The 15096-nt window shown below is 50.4% G+C and carries 11 protein-coding genes; 10 read left to right on the top strand and 1 reads right to left on the bottom strand.

Features of this window, described 5'->3' with window-relative positions:
• Positions 1-204: 204 nt before the first annotated feature.
• The 3 genes from ABYT30_RS07895 to ABYT30_RS07885 all read left to right on the top strand — a co-directional run bounded on the left by ABYT30_RS07895 (position 205) and on the right by ABYT30_RS07885 (position 4202).
• Positions 205-1200, top strand: a complete 996-nt coding sequence (locus tag ABYT30_RS07895) for an AraC family transcriptional regulator (protein WP_373084688.1) — start codon at positions 205-207, stop codon at positions 1198-1200.
• Between the two features lie 220 nt (positions 1201-1420).
• Complete coding sequence (locus ABYT30_RS07890) at positions 1421-3868, top strand: TonB-dependent receptor (protein WP_373095902.1); 2448 nt, start codon at positions 1421-1423, stop codon at positions 3866-3868.
• Between the two features lie 187 nt (positions 3869-4055).
• The gene (locus ABYT30_RS07885) at positions 4056-4202 is read left to right on the top strand and encodes a hypothetical protein (protein ID WP_373095900.1); all 147 of its coding nucleotides are present in this window, start codon (positions 4056-4058) and stop codon (positions 4200-4202) included.
• Between the two features lie 46 nt (positions 4203-4248).
• Here the strand turns inward: ABYT30_RS07885 and ABYT30_RS07880 are convergent, their stop codons facing one another.
• Positions 4249-5247: an AraC family transcriptional regulator gene (locus ABYT30_RS07880; RefSeq protein ID WP_373095898.1), complete on the bottom strand. Its 999-nt coding sequence runs from the start codon at positions 5245-5247 to the stop codon at positions 4249-4251.
• A 154-nt stretch (positions 5248-5401) separates the two neighbouring features.
• Between ABYT30_RS07880 and ABYT30_RS07875 the strand changes: the two genes are divergently transcribed.
• The 7 genes from ABYT30_RS07875 to ABYT30_RS07845 all read left to right on the top strand — a co-directional run.
• Complete coding sequence (locus ABYT30_RS07875; protein ID WP_373095896.1) at positions 5402-6679, top strand: acyl-CoA dehydrogenase family protein; 1278 nt, start codon at positions 5402-5404, stop codon at positions 6677-6679.
• 23 nt (positions 6680-6702) lie between these two features.
• Entirely contained in the window at positions 6703-7836 is a 1134-nt protein-coding gene (locus ABYT30_RS07870; protein ID WP_373095894.1) for a trans-acting enoyl reductase family protein, read from the top strand.
• An 8-nt stretch (positions 7837-7844) separates the two neighbouring features.
• Positions 7845-9392 (top strand): AMP-binding protein, encoded by a 1548-nt coding sequence (locus ABYT30_RS07865; protein WP_373080724.1) that lies wholly within the window; start codon positions 7845-7847, stop codon positions 9390-9392.
• A 60-nt stretch (positions 9393-9452) separates the two neighbouring features.
• Positions 9453-10256, top strand: a complete 804-nt coding sequence (locus ABYT30_RS07860; RefSeq protein ID WP_373080726.1) for an SDR family NAD(P)-dependent oxidoreductase — start codon at positions 9453-9455, stop codon at positions 10254-10256.
• Positions 10257-10270: 14 nt separating this feature from the next.
• Positions 10271-11512 (top strand): thiolase family protein, encoded by a 1242-nt coding sequence (locus ABYT30_RS07855; RefSeq protein ID WP_373080728.1) that lies wholly within the window; start codon positions 10271-10273, stop codon positions 11510-11512.
• 239 nt (positions 11513-11751) lie between these two features.
• Positions 11752-14118, top strand: a complete 2367-nt coding sequence (locus ABYT30_RS07850; protein ID WP_373095892.1) for a TonB-dependent receptor — start codon at positions 11752-11754, stop codon at positions 14116-14118.
• Positions 14119-14233: 115 nt separating this feature from the next.
• A partial coding sequence (locus ABYT30_RS07845; protein ID WP_373095890.1) for a DUF3604 domain-containing protein occupies positions 14234-15096 on the top strand: 863 nt, incomplete at its 3' end.

Below are 15096 nucleotides of genomic sequence, written 5' to 3'. Positions count from 1 at the left end.
TTTGGTGTTTGGATCGAAGCTATGGCTTGGTAGTGGATAGCCTCTATTATCTCTGAGTATGTTTGCTAGTGTTAAGGCTACGGCTGGGCTGGTTGTGACGGAAATACGGGATTATCCGTCTATGCTATATGCTTGGCTTTGAATGCTATCCGGCGCTGTTATATTAACCGTGAGTAGAATAATCATGTTTTGGACATCGCAGCTTTGAAAACTGTAAGTAGTGCCGCTCTAGCAGGTGCGGATAGTCTTATCCGGCAATATAATATCGACCCTGCGATGGTGGCGCGGTTGGCCAATGTCGACGAGGCGGCGCTTTCTGATCCAAGTTTGTTGGTGGACGCCAAGGCGGTGTTAAAGTTTTTTGAGATCGCGGCCACGAGTTGTGGCGAACGTTATTTTGGCATTGAGCTTGCCAAACAACAGGGTTTGGAAATCCTGGGTAGTGTTTGGCTAGTTGCACGGCACGCTTCTACCTTAGGTGAGGCTATAGACAATATTGCGGAGGCGATGCAACTTTATAGTGATAGTGTGTTTTTGCGCAGCCTGCCGGAGCAACTCGGCACCGCGTATTGTTACGATACCATCGCGGGTGATCCGGCAGGCGAAGTCCAATCAGTTGAGTTAGCGTACATATTGCTTTGTCAGGAAGTCAGAGTGCATGCAGGGTCGTCTTGGTACCCCACATATGTTCAATTTAGGCATGCAAAGCCACCTTCGCTCACCCGCCATCGCAAGGAGTTTGGTCGTGCCTTGCAATACAATCAGGATCGAAATGCCCTTTTAGTTGACAAGAAAACATTGGCATTACCGCTAAAAAAAGCCGATAGACTTCACGGTGCATTGCAAGGCGTGTTGCGCCTACGACAGCGCTCAGTAAAGGAAAATTTTCCGTCACGCGTTGAAATAATTGTACGGAATCTTATCAGCTCAGAAATTTGCGATGCGGCAACGGTAGCGGATGCCTTGGGTGTCAGCGTGCGAACACTTCAGCATAAGCTCGCTGAAAATGGCACCCAATATCAAACTATTCTCGATTCAGTACGCGAATCACTGGCTAGAAAATATTTACGCGAATCAGAGCTTTCTATTGCAGAGATAGCAGAGCTCCTGCAATTTTCGGAAACCAGTGCCTTCTCGCGATTTTTTAGTAAACGGACGTCAATGACCCCTCGGCAATACCGTCAAGCAAGCCTCAATTAGCTTTTTTGCGTCCTCCCGCTCCCTGCCTTCGCGTTAACTAAACCCTCAAATAGCAGCCTACTTAGGGTGTTACGAAATTTTTGGCATCCTTAAGCAATTTTGTGGCGGCAAAAAGCAAGGATCTGCTGCGGCAATATTTTACTTTAGCCAATAGACCGCTGCGTGGACTGAACGTGCCATGTGTGTTTTCGGTGATGACCGGCAATAAGTGAGAATAATAATGACCTACCAAGCAAGTGCATTACGGCTTTTTCTCGTTGTAAATCTGTGTTTTTGGGCTGCTGTGCCGCTTGCGCGTGCAGAACGCGTGATTGAGGAAGTTATCGTTTCGGCGCAAAAGCGCGAGGAGAGTATGCAGAGCGTGCCCTTAGCGGTTACAGCGGTCGGTGAACAGGAACTGGCCGATGCAGGAATTAATGATATCACCGATTTGTCGATGCAGATTCCTTCGTTGGTGGTGTATACTAATACCAGCCCCTTTAATACCAGCTATCGGATCCGTGGCATTGGCAATGAGGGCAATATTCCAACCTTCGAGCCAGCAACTGGACTATTTGTTGATGGCGCATTTAAATCGCGCTCGGGTTTGGGTTTGGGTGAATTAGTCGATGTGCAGTCTATTGAAGTACTGAAGGGGCCGCAAAGTACCCTGTACGGCAAAAATGTGACCGCTGGCGTGATAAGTGTTACGACAAAGGCACCGGGGCAGGAGTTTGATGCTTCGTTGGAAGCGACTGGCGGGGGTGATGGCTTACGCCAGATTAAACTTGGTATCAATATTCCCCTGAGCGACGAATTGGCGACGCGCTGGAGCGTGGTCCGCACTGAACGCGATCCGGTGCAGCAAAATATTAGCGGGGATGATGGTCGCAGCCTTGATCAACTTGCGCTCCGTGGTCAGCTGCAATTCGAATTCAGTGAGCGCGGTAGCCTGCGCATTATTGCGAGCGCTGCAGACCGGGATATGGCCAGTAGTATGGGCGATGTATATTACAGTCAGAGCCACTTGAATATAATAAGTAACATGCAAACTCAACTTGGGCGTGGCGAGGTCGGGCCAAATGATCCCTACGACAATCAAGTAAACCAAGTGAAAAACTACAGTTTTATTCAGGATTCTCACGACCTGAGCGCGTCGATGGAATATGTATTCGATAGCGTTACCGTTAATCTTCTTGCCGGCTACGAGAAGTATCAAGCAGATTTAGACTACGCAAATGCCTCGCAAATGCCTTACCAGATTGTAAGCTTTCTTGATTCTCAGGCGGGTGAGTCCAGCTCGTGGGAGTTTCGTTTAACAAATAACGACGCCGCTGAATTCAGTTGGATAGTCGGCGCATTTTACTACCAAAATGACTACACGCGGGGAGACTCCGATACCGGTGAGTTCCGCCTTCTAGAAGATGTAGAAGAATATGGCGGGGCGATTTCGAATGAGTTCGCGCGTAATGTCAGTGGCAATTCGAATTACGCCGTTCCTATTTACGATACCTCTGGGAATATGGTGGCAACGGTTTCTCCGGGCACGCCTATTCTCGGGGTAGAAGGCGACGTGGGGTATTTTACTGGTAAGCAAAAGACGGATTCCTTTGGCGCGTTTGTTCACGGAAGCTATGCCTTGACCTCCAGCTTGGAAGTGGTAGCCGGTATTCGATACTCGGATGAAGAAAAGTCAGCGAGCTTTGTTAACCGTCGAGAGTTAGCGCCGGGTGAATCTTGTTTACCTGTACACGAATTTGATTTGGATCCAGCAATTCCGCTGACTAGCCTTAATCTTAACCTGATTTGTCTGGTAGCGCCGATCGACAATAATTATCAGGGCGGAGATAGCTGGAGTGATCTAACTGGAACAATCTCCCTAAGCTGGTTCCCAGTAGAAGGTAGCCTACTCTATGCGACTGCGTCGACAGGTTTCAAAGCCGGCGGGTTTAACCTAGAGTTCGGGCATTTTGATGGCGAAGACGAGCGAAAATATGATCAGGAAAAAGTGACGCATTTTGAACTCGGTGCGAAAAGCGAATTCCTGGATCGTCGCTTGCGGTTGAACAGCGCGCTGTTCTCCACTTCCTACGAAAGCTATCAGAATGCGACCTTTGTAGGCTTGCAGTTTATTGTAAACAATGCCGAGGAAGTGATTGTAGACGGACTTGAATTAGAGACAACCTATTTGTTGGGCGAGCATTTGACGCTCACCGCGGCGGCGACCTACCTTGACGCGCGCTATGAGGAATACAAAGGTGGTCCCTGCGATTATTACAGTGAGGCCGACAATGGTAAATTCTGTATTGCGGACGGCGAGGGTGTGCCATTTGCGCCTGAATGGTCTGGGAGCTTCATCGCTCAGTGGAATCAGGCGCTTTTTAACGGCGAATTTTATGCCCGAGCGGCATACCAATACACCGGTGAGAATCTCCCAAGTTCTGAGCGTGATCCGCGCCATCTGCGTGACCCCTATTTCCTGCTGGACGCGCGATTGGGCTGGCGTAATGGACAATTTGATGTAGCATTGTGGGGGAAAAACCTGACTGACGAGGTGTATTTGGTGCAGGGCGCAGCAGCGAATATCATGACTAATATTGACGTGCAGATTGGGTCTCCGGAGGGTAGCTACCAAACCTACGTCGGCGAGCCGCTTAGTGCAGGAGCAACGTTTAAAATGTATTTTTGATGCGCGTCGGTATGCTTGTTCAAAAAGTTAGCTTGATGCATTTGCGGATAATATTTATTTTGCTGGCGATATGGCTAAGCGTTGCTTGCAAAGATAATGCTGAGTCTATTGTGGCGTCGCCAGCGACCACTAGCACGGTTCAACACCAACCACCGCGCGGAGAATCTACCGGCAGATGAAGATCGAAATGTCGCGCGATTTTCCGGAGGGTATCGCGGCAATAGCCCAACCAGCAGGGCAGCATGAAGAAAGTGTTATGAAGGATTGTTACCCCCGCGCACGCTATTGGAAGAAAGCGGATTTTGAAGGTCTTGCTTGCCCGCTAACATTGTAAAGTTTCGCGTACAAAGCTGCCATAGCGTGGGACTCACTTGCCGCAATCAAAGTTCGACTCTTAGCTGCGCCGGTGAACGTCCATACCAGCGCTGGCAAGCGTGTGTTAGCGAACTTTGTTCACCGTAACCAAGGAGTGCTGCGACCTGTGTCAATGGTAGATTGCGCTCTTGAAGATAAACGGCGAGCAGTTCTTTTCTGATGTCGTCTACGATCTCATTAAAATTGAGTCCCTCGCTGCTAAGCCTGCGCTGCAGTGTGCGCAGGCTCATGGAGTATTGATCTGCGATTACTTTGAGCTTGCAGCGGCCAGTTGGCAGTAGGATTTTTGTGGTGGTACGAATTTGCTCTTCAAGGCTCGCGTCACTCGATATAGCGGTTTTTTCAATATAATCTGCGAGTACTTGTCTGAGCTGTGGATCATTTTGCGCGAGTGATTTATTGAGGTCGCTTTTGCGTATATCCAAACTTGTAAATTCTTCGCCAAAATAGACCGGTGAACCAAAAAAGCGTTTGTAGCTATTTAAGGGCAGCAGTGCGGGGTGAGAAAAATGTATGGCGTAAGGCGTTGCTGAGTCGCCGGCCAGCAATTTTAAATTTCGCAGACTGACGCCCATACTCCATTCCAAAAATTGCCGTGTTGAACCGACACCCGTTGTTGCTACCGTGAATTGTAGGCGTCGCGCACTTTGGTTCAGCGGTGCAAGCTGAAGAGTCAGTGCTGGGATGTAAGCATGAAGATAGGACGATATCGCCAGTGCGGCTTCACCGGCTGTTTCACAGTGCTTGGCCATCAACACGATGGGGCCAAGTGCTTCTGGGCCCAATCGAAAGCCCAATCGTAAACCAAAATCTGGGCATTTTAATTCGCGCGCGCAAAACTCCAGTAGACGGATAAACGTGGGCGAGGGCAGGGTTGCGTCGTCACTTTCTAACTGGCGGCGTGAAATATTGAACTGTTGAAGGATAAGACCAACATCACCCCCGAGCTCGCTTACAAGTTCGGGCAGGCCATGCAGTGTCCACGTCCTCATATTGCTACTCATTGCTTTACCCCTACTTTTTCTAAACATTATGCATGGCATGCTAAAACAAGCAAGTGGCGGCAAAAAGCAAGTTAAGGTTTCGGTTGTTGGCTAAAGTGTCATCAAGGTGGCGGAGTCGCCGCAGACAGACAAACACAATAAGAGGTCAACGCCAATGATACATCTTACCGATACCTTGAGCCTGCCCAGCGTCAGTTTAAGCGGCTTTGACTCGCCGTTAACTGAAGACGAAGTTGCACTGCAGTCGATGGTTCACCGCTTCGCTCGCGATGTAATGCGGCCAATTGGTCGCGAGTTGGACGCGATGAGCGCTGAAGATGTCATTGCAGCTCAATCCCCCTATTGGTCGGCGATGCAGGAGGCTGCGGCCCTAGGGCTTGATCCCGGCTTGCTTGCACAAATTGATAGCCCTGCTGGCCGAGTCGAGTCACTCATTGGCGAAGAGCTGGGTTGGGGCGATGCCGGTTTGGCGGTGTCGATCGCCGCGGGCAGCTTTCCATTAGAAATGGCTAAGGCAAGTGGTAAGCAAGAGCTAATAGATTTGTGCGAAGGCAAAATAGGTTGCTGGGTCATTACCCAGCCAGACCGGGGCTCTGATTCAATTAATCTTTACACCAAAGAAATGCACCCAGGTACAACGCAAGTGAAAGGCAATCTCACAGCGAAAGTGCAGGGCGATGAGATTGTGATTAATGGTCAGTGCGCAGCTTGGGTCTCCAATGGTGCAGTGGCACAAGTAGCCTTGTGCTACATCGCGGCGGATTACGGCGACGGCTTTGAGCGTGACGACTGCCTCACCAACGGCAGTGCCATCATTGTTCCCCTCGACTTGCCCGGCGTTTCTCGAGGCCGGCCGCTAGATAAAATCGGTCAGCGTGCGCTGCCTCAAGGCGAAATATATTTTGATAATGTGCGTGTGCCAAAACGCTTTGCGGTCGCGGGTAAAGATGATTATCACGCTAATCTCGCGGCGACTTGGTCCTATGCCGGCACCCATATGTGTCAGGTTTTTACTGGTGTCGCACGCTCTGCTTTTGAATTGGCCTTAGCTTATTGTCATGAGCGTAAGCAGGGGGGTGTCCCTTTAATGGAGCACCAATTAACACGTTTTCGGATCGGTGACATGTTGCGCCGCCTCGAAATGACTCGGGCTTCGGCGCGACGTACTCTCGAATTCGCGCGGTTTTCACCGCAGAAACACCCCCATGTAACAGCCCAGGGCAAGGTGAGTGTTACCGAAGAGGCGATGAAAATTGTTCATGAAGCGTTTCAGTTGTTTGGCGCTAATGGCACATCAAAAGAATACCCTATCGAAAAAATTTATCGTGATACCCGATCCGCGCTGATCGAGGATGGTGAGAATTACATGCTCACTGTGCGCCTCGGTTTAACGGCATCGATGTTGTACCAAGAAGGTTGGACCCAAGATTAACTCAAAATAAGAGAGATAAGACTATGGCTAAGTATCCTGTAGTAATTTATGGCGCAAGCGGCTACACCGGCATGTTGATTATGGATTGGTTAATTGACCAAGACATTCCTTTTACCGCAGTGGGCCGGAGTGCAGCGCGGATTAAAGAGATGATGGCGGAGCGTGTGGTGCGCTTAGAATCGGCTCGCTATGACATTGTTGAGGTCAATCACAACGTCGAGGAGTTAAGCAAAGTTTTCCAAGGTTCAAAAGTGGTATGTAACACGGTTGGCCCTTTTGTTAATTTTGGTTTGACGACGGTAGAGGCCTGCCTCAGGGCGGGTTGCCATTATATAGATACGACCGGTGAGCAAGGTTTTATTCGCAACGCTCGCGATCAATTTGGCGAGTTGTTTCGTCAAGCTGGCTTGCTGCTGTCACCGTCGTTGGCCTATATGTATACCTACTCAGAAATCGCTGCTGAGCTGGCATTGGAAACGCCGGGAATCGATGCGCTGGAAACAGCCGCACTATCACGGGGGCCGCGCACTGGTGCCGCCGGTGTGACGGTCGGCTCTACCGCTTCTATTTTTGAATTGTTCCGCTCTCCCCAGTGTTATTTGTGGGAAAACGAAATGATGGAGCACCCTTCAGGCACCTCATTTAACATTACTTCACCGGATTTTATGCAGCCAGTCTTTTCGCTACCTTGGGGCGGCACGGCGCTGCCGATTTATATGGAGCGTGACCCTCGGGTTCGGTCCTGCGTTTCCGCAGTCGGATTCTACGATAACAATGTGATGCGTCTCGTTCACGGCATTGGTGAGAAATGGGAAACGGAATACAAGGATTTGCCGGTAGAGCAGCAGGATGGGGTGATTGCACAATTGGTGGAGTCCACCACGCCGGCCATGCCTCCACGCGAGCGCACTACCTTGCAGCGCACAGTCGATTTCGCGATTGGTCGTGGCCAATTGGCAGCGGTTCGAGCTACCGTGCGTGGCATCACTCCCTATATCGCTACCGGTGCAATACAGGCAGCTGCGGTGATCCGCTTGCTAGACGATGATATGCAGGCAGTTGGCTTTGCGTCCGGCTGTAAGGCATTTGGTCATCGCTACCTGCTGGGATTCCTTGAGCAGCGTGGCCTTGCCCGCGCGACGGTCGAAGAGTTGTAGGGGGATTTATGGCCATTATCGATTTCTTCGACCGCGGCTGGCGCAGTAATCCCAATGGCATCGCCTATATTCAGGGCGATGCTCAATGGAGTTTTGAGAAGACCGGGCGGCTGTCTTGCCAGATAGCCAACCGACTTTTGGCGCAAGGTTATTCTTCTGGCAGCAAGGGCGCAGTGTGGGCCGGTAATGATGTTAAGTCTTGGATCTGTACCCTAGGCTTGTGGCGCGCCAATATGGCGTGGATACCAGTCAACGCCCGCGGTTCACAGGAAGATAACCTGCACGTCTTAAACAGCTTTGACTGCGACGTACTTTTTTATCAAGCCGCGTTTGCCGAACAGATAGAAACAGTTCGGGCGCTGCTTCCGCAGATTCGTTTGTGGGTCTGTATTGATGACGAGCAGGGCAGTTTTGAGACCTGGTTGGCCGGTGCCTCAGACAGGGTGCCGTCAATTGAAACAGATCTTGATGACGTGGTGATGCTGTCTCCAACTGGCGGAACCACCGGTTTGCCAAAGGGGGTAATGAACACCCATCGCAGTACTCAGACCTTTGTTGCGCATTTTATGATGGCCTGCCACTACAGCGCTGACGAACGCCCTGTTAATTTGGCCGCAGCCCCCATGACCCACACCGCAGGTTTGCTGTCGCTGCCTTGTACTGCTCGGGGCGGTACGGTGGTCGTGTTAGCCAAGCCTGACGCTGGCCCAATGCTGGGTGCAATAGAAGAGCATGGCGTAACGGAATTCTTTTTACCGCCCACGGTTATCTACCGCCTTTTAGATATACCTAATATTGAAAAGCTGAACTTTTCATCACTCCGTTATTTTATGTATGGCGCTGCGCCAATGTCAGTTGAAAAACTGAAAAGGGCCATTGAGGTATTTGGTCCGGTGATGACTGGGGGGTATGGGCAAACTGAAGCGCCAGCCTCGATCTCTTTTCTAACACCAGACGAGCATTTTGAAAACCGTCGCCTGGCATCGGACGAAAGGTTGACATCCGTAGGGCGACCTAATCCCTTGGTGCGAGTCGAAATCATGGACGGAGAAAATGGCATTCTCCCAGTCGGCGAAAGTGGTGAAATTTGTGTTCGCGGTGACCTTGTGATGAAGGGGTATTACAAGGCAGCTGAGAAAACCGCTGAAACTATCATCGATGGCTGGCTGCATACGGGCGACATAGGTCACTTAGACGCTGACGGCTATTTGCATATCACCGACCGCAAAAAGGACATGATTATTTCCGGTGGCTTCAACGTTTACCCTAGTGAAGTAGAGCAGGTTTTGTGGAGCCATGAAGCGGTGCAAGATTGTGCAGTTATCGGTGTGCCCGATGAGCAGTGGGGTGAAGCGGTAAAAGCCGTCGTAGAATTGAATAGCGGCGCTTCGGTCGATGAGGCTGATTTGATCGCATTGTGTAAAACAAAACTGGGTAGCGTTAAAGCACCAAAAAGTGTTGATTTTGTTCCCGCCTTGCCGCGCAGTCCCGTCGGTAAAGTGCTGAAGAAAGATCTGCGAGAGCAATACTGGTCAGCAGCAAGTCGAAAAATATAACACAGCTATTGTGGGACGTTTCGCAGCAGTAATAAGAATGCAGATTTCAGGAGAATAATAATGTCCGTTTTTAAAGGTAAGGTTGCGGTTATCACCGGTGCAGGGTCGGGCATTGGGCGGTGCCTCGCCATTCAGCTGGCAGAGGCCGGTGCGCGACTGGCGATATCTGATATCAACGCAGCGGGGCTCGATGCAACATTAAAGGCATTGCCGACCTCGACTGACGCGCGTTCTTATATTGTCGATGCATCTTCACAAGAATCTGTATTTGCACATGCTAAAGAGGTGGGAAATGATTTTGGCGGTGCAGATTACGTTTTCAATAATGCCGGCGCGACAGTTGTGGGCACCTTTGAAAACCTTGATGTCGATGAAATTGAGTGGCAGTTGAATATAAATCTTTGGGGGGTGATATACGGTTGTAAGGCATTCCTACCCATTATGCGAGAGCAGGGCAGTGGCTGTCTGGTCAATATCAGTAGTGTATTTGGGCTTGTCGGCTTTCCTGCTCAGAGTGCTTACAATATGTCTAAGTTTGCGGTGCGCGGGCTGACTGAGTGCCTGTGGCAGGAGTTGGCTGGCAGCGGCATTCAGGCTATCACTGTTCATCCCGGTGGCATAAAGACCAATATCGAAAAAGGGAGTCGTCGCTGCCGCAATGCAGGACCGACTGAAGACAAGTTTCAGCGCCAGGCCGACGATATGTTGGTGACGACACCAGAGCGCTGTGCTCGGGATATTTTGAAAGGCGTGGCTCGTGGTCGTCGCCGTATCCTTACGGGAAAATACTCCCGAACGCTCTACTACCTCGCTCGTCTATTTCCAAATTCCTATTTTCGATTTATCGCCTTGATCGCGCGCTAAAAGGAGACGTGAAAATGTCTAATCTGTATATCGCGGGTATTGCGATGACCGTTTTTGGTCGACACAAGGAACGCAGTCTTGACGACCTCGCGGGCGAAGCCTTGAACGGGGCGCTTAAAGACGCTGGCTGTCGTCGCGATGACATTGGCGAGGTGTATTATTCTGGAATGACTAACGGCCCACTGCAGGGGCAGCACTCAATCCCCGGTCAAGTAGTGTTGAGCAAAATCGGCATCGACAGTGTGCCAATTTTTAATATTGAAAATGCTTGTGCGTCCGGCAGCTCTGCAGTGCATTTGGCCTTGAAAAGTCTGCGGGCAGGCGACTGTGATGTTGCCTTGGCTATCGGCGCAGAGAAGATGAATATTCCGGATAAAGCCAAAGCGATGGCGTTATTCGAAGCCGGCTGGGATGTTTCCCAAGTAGAGCGGAATTTCGAAATTCTGCGCAGTATGGGTGATGGTATTGCTATACCGGAAGGCTCGGAGTCGGATAAGCCCTACAGTCGTTTTATGGCGATCTATGCCGCTATGTGTCGTTTCCACATGAAAACATGGGGTACCACACAACGGCAGATTGCCGCGGTGTCGGCAAAAAACCATCAGCATTCAGTACACAACCCTTTTTCACAGTTTCGCCAGGCATTTTCGATTGAAGAAATTCTTGCCGCACCGCCGATTACTTACCCCATTACCTTACCGATGTGCGCGCCGCTGTCCGATGGCGCCGCCGCAGCGATTATCTGTACCGAGGAAGGCTTAAAGCGCATCGGTGCGGATCCTTCGCGCTGTATTCGTATTGCGGCGAGCGTGATGCGCAGCTTCAGTAATCGCGACTTAAACGATTATAAAAATAGCGCCGGACATTTAGCTGCGCAGCAAGCCTACAATATTGCAGGGCTGTCGCCGTCGGATATGGATGTCGCAGAAGTACATGACGCCTCTGCCATGGGCGAAATTATACAAGCTGAAAATCTGGGCTTGGTCGCGTTTGGCGAGGGTGGCCCTGCCGCCGAGTGTGGCGACTTCACTCTTGGCGGCAAGATTCCGATCAACACCTCGGGTGGCCTAGAGTCTAAAGGACACCCACTGGGCGCCACGGGCATTGGTCAACTTTATGAATTGGTTACTCAGTTGCGCGGCGAAGCTGGGCCGCGACAGGTTCACGGTGCTCGCCATGCCATTCAGGAAAATGGCGGTGGCTTACAAGGCGTGGAAGAAGCGGCGGTGGCTGTTCACATACTGGCCAAGGAGTAGCGTGTGGAGCGTATTACTAGAATTCGAGTGGTTGAGTTAATTTGCTTCGTTCCGTGGCGGTAGCTCCTGATTTATTGCGCAATTAGTCAACTAATTTACGGTTTAGGTCAACTGTCAATGCACGCTTTACCATAGTATGGCTATCACTGATAGCACTGCGTATACGTAAAGAGTAAGCAGAGTGCAGTTTAAGTAGTATTTTAATAATGAGAGCTTCGAAAGCTCAGAGGAGAACCACAATGAAGCTGAGCAGGCCAAAAGTAAATGCCAAGACTAACCCACTCCAAGCTCGCATTAGCCTGCGTCTTGGCTGCTTGCTCGCCGCCGCGATGAGTAGCAACCTCCACGCGCAAGGTCCTGTTTTAGAAGAAGTAATTGTGACGGCCCAAAAGCGTACGGAGAGTATGCAGGACGTGCCCGTCGCCGTCAGTGCCCTAGCGGGTGATGATTTACTGAATACCGGCTTTCGCGACGTCGGTGATGTGGCGGCGCAAGTTCCTTCACTCATTGTGACCTCGAATGCCTCGCCCTTGAACACCAGTTTTCGGATTCGTCGTATCGGCAATGAGGGCAATATCCCGACCTTCGAACCAGATACAGCGCTGGTGATTGACGGCGCATTTCGCTCGCGCTCGGGGCTTGGCCTCGGTGATATGGTGGATGTGAAATCGGTAGAAGTATTGAAAGGTCCGCAAAGCACCTTGTATGGCAAAAACGCTGGCGCCGGGGTGATTAGCATCACAACCCAAGGGCCCACTAATGAATTCGAGGGGATGTTAGAGGCCAGTGCGGGATCGGAAACATTTCGTTCACTAAAAGCGTCGGTCAATATTCCCATTACTGACAACTTTGCTACTCGTTTTTCCTATTCAGGGACCGAGCGCGATCCGCTGGTTGAAAACCTGACGGGGCCGGACTCCGATGATCAGAGCGGCTATGCAGTGCGGGGCCAGTTTCGCTTAGATATCACCGATAGCCTGACGGCGAAGTTAATTTTAGGGCGAATGATACGTGACATGAAGCCTGTGACTGGCGATGTGCAGCACAGTGCAGCGCACATTGAAATTGTTGCCAATGCTGGCGCGACAATTACCAATAACCGCTCGGATGACCGTATTGTTGAACAGGACGATCGTACTAATTTTGACATGCAATCTGATGATGCGGTCCTGAGTTTTGAGTATCAGGGCGATGGCTATACATTTTCGGCTATTACCGGACTTGAAGACTACGATGTAAAAATAAATATGGAGGGTGTTGAGCAGATACCCTTGGATATAGTGACATTTAATGACAGTCAGGCTGGCCAATCGGTGTCGCAAGAACTACGTTGGGCATCGGACAATGGCAGTGATTTTAACTGGCTGTTTGGCTTGTTCTACTACGACAACACCTTCACCCGTGGCGCAGATGATCAGCACGAATTTATTCTTAATGAATTTATTGAAGAGTACGGCGGTGCAGTCGCTGGCGGGGTTGCCGGGGTTCCCGGCTTATTAGCTGCGCCAATCTTGGGTGTCGAAGGCGATACCGGTGATTTTGATGTTAATCAAGACACCATGAGTAGCGGCGTATTCACACAGCTGGGCTACCGATTAACGGAGCAAATGGATGTCGCCTTTGGCTTGCGCTATTCCTATGAAGAAAAAACCGGCAGTGTCGTGCAGTTTAATGAAACATCGGCTGCAGGGTGTGTGCCGCCGCTAGACAAAAACCTCGTCTGCACGGTATCACCGAACGGCAATGATTTTGAGCAAAGTGACACTTGGTCTGCGGTTACCGGAAACATTAATCTAAGTTACGCCATTAATGACGATTCAATGATCTATGCGACATACTCGATAGGGTTTAAAGCGGGGGGTTATAGTCTTCAATTCGGTGGTGCTAGCGATGAAATACGGCCATTTGATCAGGAAGATATTACGAATTTGGAATTTGGCTGGAAAACCGAACTATTTGATCGCCGCGTGCGTTTGAATGGCGCGGTCTTTCACGCCGAGTATGAAGAGTTCCAGAACGCCAGCTTTATTGGCCTCGTATTTGCGGTTAATAATGCGGAGATGGTAGTGGTAGATGGTATTGAAGTTGATAGCGTGTGGTTATTGACCGAAAATTTAACGGCGAACGTTAATCTTGCCTATATCGAAGCGACGTACGACGAATATACTGGCGGGCAATGTTATTACGGCCGGGAGCCAGACGACGCCGCGCTTGCTCAGTGCGATTTGAGTGGCAATATTCTACCGTTTGCGCCAAAGGGCACTGGCAATATTGCCCTGCAGTGGGAGCAACCGCTAGCAGACGGCGACATTTACTCGCGTTTGGATGTGCGCTATACCGGTGCTGCTAATTACAGTTCTGATCTCGACCCTCGCCATGCAGAAAATGCATTAACCACGGCCAATTTTCGCCTGGGCTGGCGCAACGCTGATTTCGATGTGGCTACTTGGGTAAATAATTTAAATGACGACGTAGTGTATGTGCAGCATGTGGCAGCGAACGTGGCAACCGCAATTGACGTCGCGGTCGGTTCACCCGAGGGCAGCTATCAAAGCTATATTGGTGCGCCGCGTACTTACGGTCTAACATTCAGAGCTTTCTTTTAGTCGATTTCCCTAATGTTGCTTAGCTGATTGGCATCCTAATGACGATGGCATCAGCTAAGCATCCTCTTCGGAATGCGGTTAAATCATCACTATGCTAGAGATAGGAATAATAAAAATGCGCAATCTAAATTTAGCAGGGGTAGCACTTGCCTTGATGTTGCCAATGCCCGTGATCGCCGCGGATTATTCACCCTACGCAAATGAAACGTATTCTCGGCAGGTTTTGTGGGGTGATACCCATTTGCATTCATCCTATTCACTTGATGCTGGTATGCTCGGTAATCGACTGGGACCGGAAGTGGCGTACCGGTTTGCACGTGGTGAAGTGGTCGAGACTAATCTTGGCGAGAAGGCGCGCTTGGTGCGGCCCCTTGATTTTATCGTGTTGGCGGATCACTCCGAAAATCTTGGCCTTGCGCCGATGCTGGCCGAAGCGAATAAAGATCTATTGGCAACGGGTTTTGGTCGGCAGTTGTTTGACCATATTCGCGCGGGTGAACCTGAGAAAGCCTTTGGCATGATCGTGCGCGCCGTTGCCGCCGGCGAAGATCCCTTGAAAGATGCCCCTTCCCTTGTTGAAACAATGTGGCAACGTCTTATTAAGTACGCGGAGCAATACAATGAGCCAGGTAAATTTACCGCCTTATTGGGCTATGAATGGACATCCTTGCCCCAAGCCAATAATCTGCATCGCGTTGTTGTATTTCGCGACAATGCCGACCGAGTGAGTTCAATATTACCTTATTCTAGCTATGAATCTAACGATCCTGAGAAGCTATGGGATTGGATGGAAGACTATGAGAAAAAATCAGGTGGTCGGGTCTTGGCGATCCCGCACAATGGAAATTTGAGCAACGGTTTAATGTTTAAAACAGAGCGCGCTGATGGCCGGGCGTTTGACGCTGAATACGCCGCGCGTCGCTCGCGTTTAGAGCCTTTGGTGGAGGTTACCCAGATCAAGGGCGACGGTGAAACCCA

It is taken from the genome of Zhongshania sp. (assembly GCF_041623545.1).
Taxonomy (GTDB): domain Bacteria; phylum Pseudomonadota; class Gammaproteobacteria; order Pseudomonadales; family Spongiibacteraceae; genus Spongiibacter.
Note: the sequence above shows the minus strand (reverse complement) of the source record. Positions and strands in the feature narration are given on the sequence as shown.

Bases quoted from the DNA above. Each gene is read 5' to 3' on its own strand.
- ABYT30_RS07890 (WP_373095902.1), top strand. From the start codon at position 1,421: ATGACCTACCAAGCAAGTGCATTACGGCTTTTTCTCGTTGTAAATCTG.
- ABYT30_RS07850 (WP_373095892.1), top strand. From the start codon at position 11,752: ATGAAGCTGAGCAGGCCAAAAGTAAATGCCAAGACTAACCCACTCCAA.
- ABYT30_RS07875 (WP_373095896.1), top strand. From the start codon at position 5,402: ATGATACATCTTACCGATACCTTGAGCCTGCCCAGCGTCAGTTTAAGC.
- ABYT30_RS07865 (WP_373080724.1), top strand. From the start codon at position 7,845: ATGGCCATTATCGATTTCTTCGACCGCGGCTGGCGCAGTAATCCCAAT.
- ABYT30_RS07870 (WP_373095894.1), top strand. From the start codon at position 6,703: ATGGCTAAGTATCCTGTAGTAATTTATGGCGCAAGCGGCTACACCGGC.
- ABYT30_RS07885 (WP_373095900.1), top strand. From the start codon at position 4,056: ATGTCGCGCGATTTTCCGGAGGGTATCGCGGCAATAGCCCAACCAGCA.
- ABYT30_RS07860 (WP_373080726.1), top strand. From the start codon at position 9,453: ATGTCCGTTTTTAAAGGTAAGGTTGCGGTTATCACCGGTGCAGGGTCG.
- ABYT30_RS07855 (WP_373080728.1), top strand. From the start codon at position 10,271: ATGTCTAATCTGTATATCGCGGGTATTGCGATGACCGTTTTTGGTCGA.
- ABYT30_RS07880 (WP_373095898.1), bottom strand. From the start codon at position 5,247: ATGAGTAGCAATATGAGGACGTGGACACTGCATGGCCTGCCCGAACTT.